13 protein-coding genes are annotated in these 13,035 nt (G+C 62.5%); 4 read left to right on the top strand and 9 right to left on the bottom strand.

What is annotated here, in order from left to right:
- Nucleotides 1–55 precede the first annotated feature (55 nt).
- Nucleotides 56–1,429 carry a pitrilysin family protein gene (locus N5C91_RS08730; RefSeq protein ID WP_279829110.1) on the top strand — a complete coding sequence of 458 codons (1,374 nt, stop codon included), beginning with the start codon at nt 56–58 and terminating at the stop codon, nt 1,427–1,429.
- A gap of 25 nt (nt 1,430–1,454) precedes the next feature.
- Here the strand turns inward: N5C91_RS08730 and N5C91_RS08725 are convergent, their stop codons facing one another.
- Both N5C91_RS08725 and N5C91_RS08720 read right to left on the bottom strand, forming a co-directional pair.
- Nucleotides 1,455–2,006 carry a GNAT family N-acetyltransferase gene (locus N5C91_RS08725; protein WP_236175769.1) on the bottom strand — a complete coding sequence of 184 codons (552 nt, stop codon included), beginning with the start codon at nt 2,004–2,006 and terminating at the stop codon, nt 1,455–1,457.
- A gap of 124 nt (nt 2,007–2,130) precedes the next feature.
- Nucleotides 2,131–3,420, bottom strand: coding sequence for an MFS transporter (locus tag N5C91_RS08720; protein ID WP_279829108.1), 1,290 nt, complete (start codon nt 3,418–3,420; stop codon nt 2,131–2,133).
- A gap of 428 nt (nt 3,421–3,848) precedes the next feature.
- On the opposite strand from N5C91_RS08720, the gene N5C91_RS08715 reads away from it, so the two are divergent.
- Complete coding sequence (locus N5C91_RS08715) at nt 3,849–4,520, top strand: serine protease (protein WP_279829106.1); 672 nt, start codon at nt 3,849–3,851, stop codon at nt 4,518–4,520.
- On the opposite strand, the gene N5C91_RS08710 is transcribed toward N5C91_RS08715, so the two are convergent.
- Entirely contained in the window at nt 4,502–5,731 is a 1,230-nt protein-coding gene (locus N5C91_RS08710; RefSeq protein WP_236172353.1) for a spore maturation protein, read from the bottom strand. The genes N5C91_RS08715 and N5C91_RS08710 overlap by 19 nt on opposite strands.
- A 108-nt stretch (nt 5,732–5,839) precedes the next feature.
- Nucleotides 5,840–7,189 (bottom strand): glutamate/aspartate:proton symporter GltP, encoded by a 1,350-nt coding sequence (gene gltP / locus N5C91_RS08705; RefSeq protein ID WP_279829105.1) that lies wholly within the window; start codon nt 7,187–7,189, stop codon nt 5,840–5,842.
- A gap of 667 nt (nt 7,190–7,856) precedes the next feature.
- On the opposite strand from gltP, the gene N5C91_RS08700 reads away from it, so the two are divergent.
- Nucleotides 7,857–8,516: a DUF3313 domain-containing protein gene (locus N5C91_RS08700; RefSeq protein ID WP_279829103.1), complete on the top strand. Its 660-nt coding sequence runs from the start codon at nt 7,857–7,859 to the stop codon at nt 8,514–8,516.
- A 189-nt stretch (nt 8,517–8,705) separates the two neighbouring features.
- Here N5C91_RS08700 and N5C91_RS08695 read toward each other — a convergent pair whose 3' ends face one another.
- The 5 genes from N5C91_RS08695 to N5C91_RS08675 all read right to left on the bottom strand — a co-directional run bounded on the left by N5C91_RS08695 (nt 8,706) and on the right by N5C91_RS08675 (nt 11,456).
- The gene (locus tag N5C91_RS08695) at nt 8,706–9,176 is read right to left on the bottom strand and encodes an inhibitor of vertebrate lysozyme family protein (RefSeq protein WP_236172350.1); all 471 of its coding nucleotides are present in this window, start codon (nt 9,174–9,176) and stop codon (nt 8,706–8,708) included.
- A gap of 39 nt (nt 9,177–9,215) precedes the next feature.
- Nucleotides 9,216–9,377 (bottom strand): DUF1328 domain-containing protein, encoded by a 162-nt coding sequence (locus N5C91_RS08690; protein WP_081519001.1) that lies wholly within the window; start codon nt 9,375–9,377, stop codon nt 9,216–9,218.
- A 160-nt stretch (nt 9,378–9,537) separates the two neighbouring features.
- Entirely contained in the window at nt 9,538–9,855 is a 318-nt protein-coding gene (locus N5C91_RS08685) for a hypothetical protein (RefSeq protein WP_236172349.1), read from the bottom strand.
- 278 nt (nt 9,856–10,133) lie between these two features.
- Complete coding sequence (locus N5C91_RS08680) at nt 10,134–10,568, bottom strand: PA2169 family four-helix-bundle protein (RefSeq protein WP_236172348.1); 435 nt, start codon at nt 10,566–10,568, stop codon at nt 10,134–10,136.
- 33 nt (nt 10,569–10,601) lie between these two features.
- Complete coding sequence (locus tag N5C91_RS08675; RefSeq protein ID WP_279829101.1) at nt 10,602–11,456, bottom strand: BON domain-containing protein; 855 nt, start codon at nt 11,454–11,456, stop codon at nt 10,602–10,604.
- Nucleotides 11,457–11,686: 230 nt separating this feature from the next.
- Here N5C91_RS08675 and algB point away from each other — a divergent pair, with 230 nt between their 5' ends.
- Complete coding sequence (gene algB, locus N5C91_RS08670) at nt 11,687–13,033, top strand: sigma-54-dependent response regulator transcription factor AlgB (RefSeq protein ID WP_236172346.1); 1,347 nt, start codon at nt 11,687–11,689, stop codon at nt 13,031–13,033.
- Nucleotides 13,034–13,035: the final 2 nt, after the last annotated feature.

Raw genomic sequence — 13,035 nt, 5'->3', positions numbered from 1 at the left:
GGTTCGCGACGGTCAATCCGCTATCCTCACGGCTTTGCGTCCAGGCTCACCGCTCATGCGTTGGTTGTTCATCCCCCTGCTATCTCTGCTGCTCAGCGCCTGGTCCCATGCCGACCAGCGCCAGACGGTCGAGGCGTACCAGCTGGAGAACGGCATGGGCGTGCTGTTCAAGCCAACCCGCGAGAAGGGCCATGTCTCGATTCGCCTGATCGTCGGCGTCGGCTTCAGCGACTTCAGTTGCCGCGACCGGCAGTTGCCCCACCTGATGGAACACCTGTTCTTCAGCGGCCTGGATGGCGGCGACGAGGCCGACCTGGAAGCACGCATGCAGGCTCTGGGCGGCCAATGGAATGCCTACACCAGCGAGGGAGACACCGCGTTCGTCGTCGAGTCCCCCGCCGCCACCCAGCGCCAGGTGCTGGACCTGCTGCTGGAAATCATCACCCGCACCCAACTCGACCAGCGCAAGATCGATTCCGCCAAGCAGGTACTGGTGCGCGAGGATGGCGGCCATTATTCGCACCTGCAGCGTTGGCTGGATCACCAGAACGTCAGCCGCGCCGGTCAGGAACAGTTGGCTGTCGAGCTGGGCCTGTCATGCGACGAGCGCGCCCCTGTGGATAACCTCACCCAGGCGCAACTGGATCAGTTGCGCAAGGACTGGTACGTCCCGAGCAACATGACCCTGATCATCGTCGGCGACCTCGACCCGCGCCTGCCGGTGTACCTCGGCCGCACCTACGGCGCCCTGGTCGACCACGACACCCCGGAACGCCGCGACCTGCCGCAGATGAGGACCACCGCCGAGCGCCAGCGCAGCCTGACTACCGGGATGTTCGGCGAAAGCGCGGTGCTGCACTGGATCTTCCCGGAGCCGGAGGATGTCGACGGCGCCACGCTGGACCTGCTGCAGGCCTACCTCAACGATACGCTCTACACCGAACTGCGCGTGCGCCGCGAGCTATCCTACGGCCCCTGGAGCGAGCGCACTGCGTGGGCGAACCAGGGCTTCCTGAGCCTCAACGCCGATGTCGAACGCGACCAGGAACAGGTGACACAGAAGGCCCTGAAAGACCTGGTGGACAAGATCCGCCGCGATGGCCTCGACCCGCAGCGCTTCGCCCGCATCCAGCGGGTGGCGCGTGCGCAGCTGGCCTGGAGCACCCCGGGGAACTCGACGCTGGCGGATTACTACTGGGGCGCATTGGCCGATTTCGACGACGGCAAATTCCCCGACGAGGACAAGCGCCTGGCGAAAGTCAGCCTGGCCCACGCCAACGATGTGGCGAAGCGGCTGTTCAAGGACGAGGGTTATCTGCGCATCGAGAAGCCGCTGCTGGACGACGACATGGTCTATCCGCTGGCGACGGTGGGTGCATTGCTGCTGGCGGTATTGCTGGGGCTGGCGCTGTGGCGCCGACGGAGCTGAAGCCCCGTCGGCGAATCTTCAGGCCTCAGAGTGCGAGGCGGCGGATGACCTGGCAGGAGTCGTCCGGGTCCACCTGGGCGCGGAAGCCCAGCTCGCGAGCCATATCGCGCATGTCGCGGTCCATGGACGAGTCGATCGAGTACATCTGGTGGAAGCCGTTGCGCTTGGCCACATCGATCAGATGGCGCATCAGTGCGACGTCCAGGCCCAGTTGCTTGAACTCGTCGGCGATGGTCACCGCGCATTCGCACTGCTGGTTATCCACAGCCGCGTAGCGGCTGATGCCGACTTCGCGCAACTCGCCGTCCACATGGGTCAGGGCGATGAAGGCCATGGTGGTCTGGTAGTCTACATCCATCAGGCGATCGAGCAGTTTGTCGTCGATCTTCACTTCGCCATGGAAGCGGAACTTGCGGGTCATGGGGGACAGACGCTCGAGGAACAGGCGTTCGCGCTCGCGGTCTTCCGCGCGCAACGGACGAATCAGCACGTGGCTGCCATCTTCGAGGGTTTCTATCCAGTGATCGGCGCCAACAGCCCCGAGGGCTGCGAGCTCGGCGGTGGGGTGGGTGATCATGACGCGTTCTCCGCTGGAGAAGAGGGATTGGGTTGACCCTATCCTTCTCCTGCGGGTGCCGGGCAGGCCTGACGTATGTCAATGCCGCCCGGAACCGTACTGGGGCAGAACGTCGCAGCTGGACTCAGGCGCTGGCAGCCAGGGCTCCAGCGCGTGCACGGGCGCCCTTGCGGAACAGCACCAGGGTGGCAAGCAGGCCGAGCGCCGCCGCACCGCTGAGCCAGATACCCGGCGCAGCCTTGTTGTCCAGGGTGTGGATAAGCCAGGTGCAGACCGCCGGGGTGAAACCACCGAAGGTCGCGGTCGCCAGGCTGTAGGCCAGGGAGAATCCGGTGGTGCGCACGTCCGCCGGCATGATCTCGGTGAGCGCGACAACCATCGCGCCGTTGTAGCTGCCATAGAGGAAGGACAGCCACAGTTCCACTTCCAGCAGGCGGGCAAAGCTCGGCTCGGCCACCAGCCAGGAGAGCATCGGGTAGGCGGTGAGCAGTGCCAGGATGGTAGCCGCCAGCAGCAGCGGCTTGCGCCCGATGCGATCGGATACGGCGCCCATCACCGGCAGCCAGATGAAGTTGGACAGCCCCACGCACATGGTCACCAGCAGGCTGTCGAAGTCCGACAGGTGCAGCTCGTTCTTGCCAAAGGTCGGGGTGTAGGCGGTGATCAGGTAGAAGGACACGGTGGTCATCACCACCATGGCGGTTCCGGCCAGCACCAGGCCGAAGTTCTGGCCGATGGAACGCAGCACCTGGCCCAGGGTCGGCCGATGCTTGCGCTGCTGGAACTCGGGGGTTTCCTCCAGCGAGCGGCGGATGATGAACAACGCCGGGACGATCAGGCAGCCGACGAAGAACGGTACGCGCCAGCCCCACTCGCCCATGTCCTGCGGGCTCAGCCAATGGTTGAGGATCACACCCAGCAGGCCGGCGAAGACCACCGCGACCTGTTGGCTCGCCGACTGCCAGCTGACGAAGAAACCGCGCTTGCCCGGGGTGGCGATTTCCGCGAGGTACACCGACACGCCGCCCAGCTCCACGCCGGCAGAAAAACCCTGCAGCAGGCGGCCAAGCAGGACCAGCAACGGTGCGGCGGCACCAAGGGTGGCATACCCCGGTACGAAGGCGATCAGCAGGGTGCCCATGGCCATCAGGCCGAGCGTAATGATCAGCCCCTGGCGACGGCCATGACGGTCGATATAGGCGCCGAGGAAGATGGCTCCCAGCGGACGCATGAGGAATCCGGCGCCGAAGGTCGCCAGCGACAGCATCAGGGAAGCGAAGGGGTCGTCGCCGGGAAAGAAGGTCTTGGCAATGGCGGTGGCGTAGAAGCCATACACCATGAAGTCATACATCTCGAGAAAGTTGCCACTTACCACACGGAAGACGGCTTTGGCTTTGGAGTTGTTCGAGGCCATAAGAACATCACTCAGGGCTGATACACGGGGATTCCCCTGCCGGGGAAATCGACGGTCGTCGTCCACGGCAGGCAGGCCCTGGAGAGTCGACTTATTTGTAACCCTATGTGTAAAAGCAGCCTATCGACAATCGAAAAATGCCTGAGTGGGCCATTTTTACTAGCTTTGAAAGCTTGGTGAAAGCTTCACTACCGTTCGTCAGAAATAGCCATTGCGCGAGATATGTCACATTTCCATTATATTGCCCGGATAAACAAAATAATTACTTTACTTATATTTAAATAAATAAATTCCAGGATATTTGTAGGAAATCTTCGTCATTCGAGATAATTAATGCGTATTTATCCTATTCAAGAATCTTATTTTTATATAAGAATTTTCCTTAATTAATAGTTAGCTTTTCCCACAAATTTGGGGAGAGCTTTACTGTGAAGAAAAGATGGTTCCTGCCGCTTCTGTTTACCCTCTCAGGCTGCAATGGCTGGGTTTCCCCGGAAACCAATGCGGGCCTGAATGACCGTTACTTCACCGTGTTCTCTGGCCCGCCATTGCCGGGAATGATCGTCGCCTCTGCCGTGCAGTGGAATGCCGACTACGCGGTGACAGCAGCCCATACCCCGTTCCTGTTGAACAAGGCTTACCGCTGCAGCACGGGCTGCGACCTGCTGTTCATCGCGCACAAGGCAGAGGGGGCGCTCCCGCAGTGGCGGGACTTCCGTTCCGGCGAGACCGTCACCGCCCTGGGCAGCAGTTCCCTGCTGATCCCGATGAGCGCGACGGGGCATGTCTGGCCGGTACCCTTCGTCGACGACCGTTCTGCAAGTGGCGAGCGCTACGGTGTACACGACGCGGCAATCGCCAAGGGCATGTCCGGAGGGCCATTGCTGGCCAGCGACGGTGCAGTGCTGGGGATCAACATCGGCTACCAGGCGGGTTTCACGCCACCGACAAGCCGGCCGGAGCTGGCCGGCATGGCACGCTTGAGCGTGTTCGTGCCCTACCGGGTGATCCAGCGCGAATGGCTACTGTTCCAGGCTCAGGGGCAACACAAGGAGGCCCAGGTGATCGCCGGCGAGAACCTTCAGGCGAAGAACCAGTAGCAAACGCCGATGGAGGCCAGCACTCCGGCCAGGTCCGCCAGCAGCGCGCAACCCACGGCATGGCGCGCGCGCTGGATGCCAACGGCGCCGAAATACACTGCCAGTACGTAGAACGTGGTCTCGGTGCTGCCTTGCACGGTGGCGGCTACCAGCGCCGGGAAGCTGTCCACACCGTGGGATTGCATGGTTTCCAGCAGCATCGCCCGTGCAGCGCTGCCGGAGAACGGCTTGACTAGTGCGGTAGGCAGCGCATCGACGAAGCGAGTGTCCCAGCCCACGCCTTCGACTACCCAGCGGATGCCGTCCAGCGCCATCTCCAGGGCGCCGGAAGCGCGCAATACGCCGACCGCGCAGAGCATCGCCACCAGATACGGCAGCAGGCTCTTGGCGACGTCGAAGCCCTCTTTTGCGCCCTCGACGAAGGTTTCGTACACCGGCACCTTCTTCAGCCAACCGACGATCAGGAACAGCATGATGATGCCGAACAGCGTCAGGTTGCCCAGTAGCGAGGACAACTGCGCCAGCGCGGTGGCAGACAGGCCTGCGAGCAACGCCATGAAGGCACCCAGCGCCAGCGCGCCGGGAATCAGGTAAGCCAGGACCACCGGATCCCACAGGCGCAGACGCTGCATCAGCGCCACGCTGAGCAGGCCGACGAGCGAGGAGGCGCTGGTGGCCAGCAGGATTGGCAGGAACACCAGGGTCGGGTCGACTGCGCCCTGCTGCGCGCGATACATGAAGATGGTCACCGGCAGCAGCGTCAGCGACGAGGCGTTGAGCACCAGGAAGAGAATCTGCGCGTTGCTCGCAGTGGTGCTGCTGGGATTGAGCTCCTGCAGCGCCTTCATGGCCTTCAGGCCGATGGGCGTAGCGGCATTGTCCAGGCCCAGGCCGTTGGCGGCGAAGTTCAGGGTGATCAGGCCAATGGCCGGGTGGCCAGCGGGGACTTCCGGCATCAGGCGGCGGAACAGCGGGCCGAGCAGCACTGCGAGTTTCTCCACCAGGCCGGCCTTCTCGGCGATGCGCAGGAAACCCAGCCAGAGGGTCAGGGTACCGAACAACAGCACCATGACCTCCACCGACAGCTTGGCCATGGCGAACAGGCTTTCCACCATGGCGGCGAACACGGTGGCCTCCCCACCGAGCAGCCAGCGGGAAAGCGCGGTGACCGCCGCGACGATGAAAAAGCTCAGCCAAAGGCCGTTGAGCATGCGATGTCCCCCTTGGAATGGCCGCGATGATAGCGGCACGGGCGCCTTCCGCGCCAGAAACGACAAGGCCCCGGACTGTGCCGGGGCCTTGTTGATAACCCGTGCGGGTCAGTGACTGGCGGTGCTTTGCTTACCGTCCGCGCTCTCGCCTTCAAGGAAGGCTTCAACGCGACCGTTCTGCATCGCCTGCCAGTAGCGCGCGCCCTTCTCAGCGTCGTACACGCCTTCCCACTTGGAGATCACCAGCACGGCCAGGGCGTTGCCGATCACGTTCAGCGCGGTGCGCGCCATGTCCATGATGCGATCGACGCCGGCGATGAAGGCCAGGCCTTCCAGCGGAATGCCCACACTGCCCAGGGTCGCCAGCAGCACCACGAAGGAAACGCCCGGTACCCCGGCGATGCCCTTGGAGGTGACCATCAGGGTCAGCACCAGCATCAATTGCTGGCCGATGGACAGGTCGATGCCGTAGAGCTGGGCGATGAAGATTGCCGCGATGCTCTGGTACAGGGTCGAGCCATCGAGGTTGAACGAGTAGCCGGTGGGCACCACGAAACTGCTCACCGCCTTGGGTGCACCGTAGGCCTCCATCTTCTCGATGATGCGCGGCAGCACGGTCTCGGAGCTGGCAGTGGAGTACGCCAGGACCAGCTCGTCCTTGAAGATGCGCATCAGCTTGATAATGGAGAAACCGAACAGGCGCGCGGCCAGGCCCAGCACCATGAAGGCGAAGAAGGCGATGGCGAAGTACACCAGCACCACCAGCTTGGCCAGCGGCAGCAGCGAGGCGAAGCCGAAGTTGGCGACTGTCACCGCGATCAGCGCGAATACGCCGATGGGGGCGTAGCGCATGATCATGTGAGTGACGCGGAACATGGCCTCGGCCACGCCCTGGAACATCTTCACCAGCGGCTCGCGGGTCGGCGCCGGCAGCGAGGACAGGCCCAGGCCGAACATGACCGAGAAGAAGATGATCGGCAGCATTTCGCCACGGGCCATCGCCGCGAAGATGTTCGACGGGATCAGGTTGAGAATGGTCTCGATGAACGCGTGGTGGTGCTCGACTTCCTTGGCGGTCTGCGCGTACTGGGAGATATCCACAGTGCCCAGGGTGCTCATGTCGATGCCGGCGCCGGGCTGGAAGATGTTCGCCAGCAGTAGGCCGACCACGATGGCGACGGTGGTGATGATTTCGAAGTAGATGATGGTCTTCAGGCCGATGCGGCCGAGTTTCTTCGCGTCACCCATGCCGGCGATGCCGACGATGAGCGAGGAAATCACGATCGGAACGACGATCATCTTGATCAGGCGGATGAAGATGTCACCCGCTGGCTGGAGGATGTTGCTGATCCACCAGGCCTTTTCCGCGCTGAAATGGTTGAGCGCGGCGCCCAGTGCAATTCCGAGTACCAGGCCGATGAGGATCTGCCAGGCGAGGCTGAGCTTGGCTTTGCCCATAGTGAGTCACCCTTGATTCTTGTGGAAGTCGGGGTCGCCGAACCGTCGGGATGCCGACGGCCAGCGAAAAAAGGGGCGCATGATTCCGACCCACCCCTCCTCCGTCTAATGCCGGAAACGCCTACCCCATGCACAATCGGCATGGGAAAAGGCATCTGAAACCTTGGTTCCAGGTCGTAAGACCCTTGCTTTTCTGCATGACACAGGTTCCTCAACGCCTGTCACACAGCGCTCTGCAAAGCCGTCTAGGCTTGCTGCAATTCGGCCATCAATGGCCCGGATTGATCGGATCAGAACGCCACGCGCGCTCACGGGTGGGTTCTTGTTACCGGATGTACGGTCGCCGCTAGGGGGCCGTCATGGATGGCCGAGGGCGAGGAGAAGGGCCCTTCGACTGCGAGGCTGGCGGGAAAGCAGACACTGTGGATAAGTGGCGGATTCCGCTCTTCATTATTGAGGCGCCGGAGGGCCGGAAACCGGCCGACAGGAATCGGCGAGGCATTGTAGGACGAATCCGCGTGAGTCCGAATTGACCGATATCAGTGAAGTTCGACCGGCTTCGAGCAAGCCTGCGGCTACCCTGCCGTCGCCGCGACAGCCGGGTAAGCAACGGGTTGTTCAATGTGGTGAAAGCACAACGCGGTGACACTCTGAATAAGGACGCTCTATGACGCGACGCTACGTAGTACCCACTCTGCTTTTCGCTGGCGCCCTGGCACTGGCCGGCTGTTCCAGCCAGAAACCGGACGCCTCGCAGTACTCTGGCTTCCTCGGCGATTACTCGCAACTCCAACCGGCCACCTCCCCCAGCGGCCAGCCCGTGCTGCGCTGGGTCGACCCGAACCTGAAGCTGCAGAACTACAGCTCGGTGCTGGTCGAGCGGCCGGTCTACTACCCGCCACCCAAGCCGAACGAGAACATCGATCAACGAACCCTCAACGAAATTCCCGACTACCTCAAGAAGCAGGTCGAGATGCAACTGGGCAGCCGCTACCGCATCGTCCAGCAGGCTGATCGCGACACCCTGGTGCTGCGCACCGCAATCAGCGGCGTGGATGTCTCCAACGAGGGCCTGCATGCATACGAGGTCATCCCCATCGCACTGGTGGTAGCCGCGACGTCGACCGCCATCGGTACCCGTGACCAGGACACCGAGGTATTCGTGGAGTTCGAGGCATTGGATGGCGCGACCAGCAAGCCGGTCGCCAAGGTCGTACGCAAGGGAGCAGGCAAGACGCTGGAAAACTCCAGCACCCACCTGACCCTCGACGACCTGAAGCCGGTGCTCGATGGCTGGGCGCGCGACGCGGCCAACTTCAAGCCCTGACCTGTGATGGCGCTCCGGAACCGGTGCGAGCACGTCGCCCCGGTTCCGCACGCCTTGCCTGACCCAGCCCGCTGGCGCGGAGGTACTCCCTGTACCCCCAGGTCGCTCAGGACATGACGCATCCCGAACATCCCGGCCCCCTGGTCATGCGTCCACCGCAATGGCGACGCAGAATTCGAAATCAGTGGATCAGTACCAGTTGGGATCGCTCTTGAGCTGGTCATCGAGGATCCGCTTCACCGAATCGTCCGGCTCGCCCAACCAGCGGAAGCTGGCGTGCTTGCTCGGCGACTTGTCCGTCGGAAGGTTCTCGGGAACCTTCACGTACAGCGCATAGGCCTTGTCCTTGTCCCAGGTGAAGGCTACGTACAGCCGGTGGGCAGCGCAGTTGTGCGCCTCGCACAACTCGCCCACCAGGTATTTGTCGCCCTGCTCGTCCACCGCCTGCATCGGCGTCGCAGTGCCGCTGAGGTTCATCACCCAGTCGGGCAGGCGACTTTCGTCCTTGACCACCGATTGCCAGGTATCGCGGTACTGCGGATCACTGGCTACCAGCTCGTTCAGGCGGTATTGCGCGTCCTTGTCTGCCTCGGCGGCCAGGGCCTGGGCCCCGACGCCGAGCAGAACGGTCGACAGCAGCAGATTGCGGGTAAAGCTCATCGCTACGCTCCTTGTTCAACTTCCATCGATCCGGAGGAACTACCCCCGGCGACGGCCCATGACGAAGGACACGATGAACAGCACCAGGAAGATCACGAACAGGATCTTGGCGATACTGGTCGCGGCGCCGGCGATACCACCGAAGCCCAGGACCGCGGCGATGATGGCGATGATCAGGAATGTCAGTGCCCAGCTAAGCATGGGGTCTCTCCTCTTCTCGTTGTCGGTTCGGCACCGTTTGGGTGCCAGCTCCGGAGTGATCGCAAGGCAGTCTCCGGAAAGAGTGTCCGCCCGGGCGCTTCCGGGCACTGCGGACCTGTCGGGCAAGCCAGCGGCCTGCCGGCAATTGGGTTAACGGCGCTCAGAACACCCAGCCACCCTGGGGGCGGGCCATCGGCTGGACCTGAGCCTGGGTCTGCGCCTGCGGGGCTTGCAGCACCTGGGGCTGGTTACGCGCGGGTGCAGCCTGTGGATAACGCGACGCTTCGCGGTACAGGCCGGGAGTGCTGGAGGCGGTCGGTACATAGGCCACAGGGGTACTGGCGGCCTGAACCCGGGAAACCTGCATCTGCAGCTGCACCTGGTTGACCAGCAACAGCAGGAGGGCACCGGCAAGGAAGATCCGGCTCCACACATCGATACGCGCGACTTGCACTTGGCTGTTGGTTCCGCTGTTCATCCCGTTTCTCCTGCCCGTCGCCGACCTGTCTGTCGAACCTTCAAACCATTTCCTGAGGTCTTTCCGGTTCTTGTCGTCGCGAGTGGTTTGTTGACTGTCTTGCAGTAGGAATTGCACGCCGCATGCCAGTCTGATGAATCCTATTTTTTACTTAAAAATCAGATACTTATGTTGTTAACAAAAAAGCCTTTCTGCTGCATCCTGCACGATGGGCCGGGATAGGTCGTGCGTTTTGCAACCCCGGCTTCAGGCACGTCCCTGTGCCTGTGTGAACCACGTCACTTCAGCGAATGTTTGAGCTGGCTCATCTGGTCGTGGCATGCCCGTACCTTGGGCAGTTCGGCGCGCAGCAGCGCCTGGGTTTCCGGCGTGCCTTTCTCCAGGGCGTCCTCAAAGGCATGGAGGATGCGGTCTTCGGCTTCCTCGAGCTGGGCGACATAGGTCGCGCCTTCGTCGCTGGCCAGGGTCGCCCGGGTGTCGGCGTAGACCTGGCGCAACTTGCCCAGCAAGGTGCCGCCGGTGGCGGGGTCCTCGTGATTGGCGGCAACCTTGCCGGCCAGTGCATTGATGACGTCCGTCTTGGCTTGTGCCATGGACTGGAACAGCCGTTGCAGCCGCGCATCCTTCACTTCCTGGATCGCGTGCTGGTAGAAACGCTGGCCGTCACGGGTGATCTCGATGAGTTCATTGAGCTGACTGGTCGTGCGAGTCATGACAGGTACTCCTGCTTGGGAAGGGTGGAAGAGTCAGGCGGCCTGGCCGGCCACCTTCAGCGCAGTGGCGTCCACCTCACGCACACCGCGGGTCTTGCTGGCGGAATCGATCAATTGCTGGCGCTCGTCGGCATTGGGCACCTGGCCACTCAAGGTCACCACGCCGTCGCGAGTGGAGACACCGATGGACAACCCCTGTAGCGCATGGGCGGCCAGGATGCCGGCCTTGATCTGGCTGGTAATCCAGGCGTCGCTCACGGCGGCCTGGGCGTCACCGACGGACTTTTCGAGTTTCTCGGTGGAGGCGGCGTCGGGGTCGACCTTCAGGCGGTTATCCACAGCCGAGACGCCTTCGGTCTGGGCGGCCAGGTGAGCGGCTTGCTGGCTGGCCTCCTCGCTGACTGCGGTGCCTTCGAGGGTGACCGCGCCGGACTTGCTGGTGACCTTGATATCCAGGCCTTCGCCGCGCTTTTCCAGCAGCAGCTTGGATTTCACCCTGGCCGCCAGCGTGGCATCGTCCCACTTCTGCACCACACCTGAGTCCTTCGCGGTATCGGCCTTCTGTGCATCAGCCAGGGACGCATCGACGCCGAGCTGGTTATCCACAGCAGTGATGCCTTCGACGCTGCCGGCGATCTGTCCGGCCAGCGCCTTCTGTTCTTCACTGGCCACGGCGCCGGTCAGGTGCGCGCGGCCGCTCTCCACATCCACCTTGATCGCATAGGGCTTGAGTTCGCGGTTGAGGTTGATGGCCGTCCAGATCGAGCCTTCCTGGCGCGCTTCGGCCAGTTGTGCGCTCAGCCCGGTTTCGGCGGCATGGCTGGCCAGTGGCTGCACGGCGAGCAGTGCGGAACTCAGGGCCAGGGCAAGGATCTTCGGACTAGGCATATCGGTCTCCAACATACGATGGTGCAGAATTGGATTCGCAACTGCCGTGCCAGTGCCTTTTTGTGGATAAAATTCTTGTAATTCAATGTGTTGGATAGCCTTTTCAGCGTCCCTGAGTGTGCACCCTGCCCGAAGCCTCAGAAAGATTCTTGCAACTTGCACGAAAAACCCTGGACTAAGAAAAATCACACCCCGTACAACAACGAATCACACAACGAGGAAATCGCTGAATGGACGCAACGCCTGAACAGCAAGGCCGGATCCTGCTGGTCGATGACGAATCCGCCATCCTCCGCTCGTTCCGCTACTGCCTTGAAGACGAGGGCTACAGCGTGGCCACCGCCAGCAGCGCGCAACAGGCCGAGAACCTGCTGCAACGCCAGGTATTCGACCTGTGCTTCCTCGACCTGCGCCTGGGCGACGACAATGGCCTGGATGTGCTCGCGCAAATGCGCGTGCAGGCGCCCTGGATGCGCGTGGTGATAGTCACTGCGCACTCGGCTGTGGACACCGCCGTCGATGCCATGCAGGCCGGCGCCGCCGATTACCTGGTGAAGCCCTGCAGCCCCGACCAACTGCGCCTGGCCGCCGCCAAACAGCTGGAAGTGCGCCAGCTCACCGCGCGCATCGAGGCGCTGGAAGGCGAGATGCGCAAGCAGGGCGATGTACTCGAATCGCACAGCCCGGCCATGGCCGCCGTACTGGAGACGGCGCGTCAGGTCGCCGCGACCGACGCCAACATCCTCATCCTCGGCGAATCCGGCTCCGGCAAGGGTGAGTTGGCGCGGGCCATCCACGGCTGGAGCAAGCGCGCGAAAAAATCCTGCGTGACCATCAACTGCCCGTCCCTTTCGGCCGAGCTGATGGAAAGCGAACTGTTCGGCCACAGCCGCGGCGCCTTCACCGGCGCTACCGAGAACACCCTCGGGCGCATCAGCCAGGCAGATGGTGGCACGCTGTTTCTCGACGAAATCGGCGATTTTCCACTCATTTTGCAGCCGAAACTCCTGCGTTTCATCCAGGACAAGGAATACGAGCGCATCGGCGACCCGGTCACCCGCAATGCCGACGTGCGTATCCTTGCCGCTACCAACCGTGATCTTGCCGGCATGGTTGCCCAGGGCACCTTCCGTGAGGACCTGCTCTACCGCCTGAATGTCATCGTGCTCAATCTGCCGCCCCTGCGTGAACGCGCCGAAGACATCCTCGGCCTGGCAGAACGCTTCCTTGCGCGCTTCGTGAAGGACTACGGCCGCCCCGCACGGGGCTTCACCGATGAGGCCCGCGCGCTGCTGCGCCGCTACAACTGGCCGGGTAACGTGCGGGAACTGCGCAACGTAATTGAACGCGCAAGCATCATCTGCAATCTTGATCTGATTGGAGTCGAACAGCTGTCAATCGGCGAGCAGTCGAGCAACTCGGCGCCACGCATCGGCGAGGCCATGAGCCTGGAACAACTGGAGAAAGCCCATATCGCTGCCGTCATGGCCTCCAGCGCGACTCTCGACCAGGCCGCCAAGACCCTGGGTATCGACGCTTCCACCCTCTATCGCAAGCGCAAGCAGTACAGCCTGTGAAC

Source organism: Pseudomonas sp. GD03903 (genome assembly GCF_029840045.1).
Classification (GTDB): Bacteria; Pseudomonadota; Gammaproteobacteria; order Pseudomonadales; family Pseudomonadaceae; genus Pseudomonas; species Pseudomonas pseudonitroreducens.
This window is presented reverse-complemented; position numbering and strand designations above follow the sequence as displayed.

Bases quoted from the DNA above. Each gene is read 5' to 3' on its own strand.
- N5C91_RS08680 (WP_236172348.1), bottom strand. From the start codon at position 10,568: ATGACTCGCACGACCAGTCAGCTCAATGAACTCATCGAGATCACCCGT.
- N5C91_RS08675 (WP_279829101.1), bottom strand. From the start codon at position 11,456: ATGCCTAGTCCGAAGATCCTTGCCCTGGCCCTGAGTTCCGCACTGCTC.
- N5C91_RS08690 (WP_081519001.1), bottom strand. From the start codon at position 9,377: ATGCTTAGCTGGGCACTGACATTCCTGATCATCGCCATCATCGCCGCG.
- N5C91_RS08720 (WP_279829108.1), bottom strand. From the start codon at position 3,420: ATGGCCTCGAACAACTCCAAAGCCAAAGCCGTCTTCCGTGTGGTAAGT.
- N5C91_RS08695 (WP_236172350.1), bottom strand. From the start codon at position 9,176: ATGAGCTTTACCCGCAATCTGCTGCTGTCGACCGTTCTGCTCGGCGTC.
- N5C91_RS08725 (WP_236175769.1), bottom strand. From the start codon at position 2,006: ATGATCACCCACCCCACCGCCGAGCTCGCAGCCCTCGGGGCTGTTGGC.
- N5C91_RS08700 (WP_279829103.1), top strand. From the start codon at position 7,857: ATGACGCGACGCTACGTAGTACCCACTCTGCTTTTCGCTGGCGCCCTG.
- N5C91_RS08685 (WP_236172349.1), bottom strand. From the start codon at position 9,855: ATGAACAGCGGAACCAACAGCCAAGTGCAAGTCGCGCGTATCGATGTG.
- N5C91_RS08710 (WP_236172353.1), bottom strand. From the start codon at position 5,731: ATGCTCAACGGCCTTTGGCTGAGCTTTTTCATCGTCGCGGCGGTCACC.
- gltP (WP_279829105.1), bottom strand. From the start codon at position 7,189: ATGGGCAAAGCCAAGCTCAGCCTCGCCTGGCAGATCCTCATCGGCCTG.
- algB (WP_236172346.1), top strand. From the start codon at position 11,687: ATGGACGCAACGCCTGAACAGCAAGGCCGGATCCTGCTGGTCGATGAC.
- N5C91_RS08730 (WP_279829110.1), top strand. From the start codon at position 56: ATGCGTTGGTTGTTCATCCCCCTGCTATCTCTGCTGCTCAGCGCCTGG.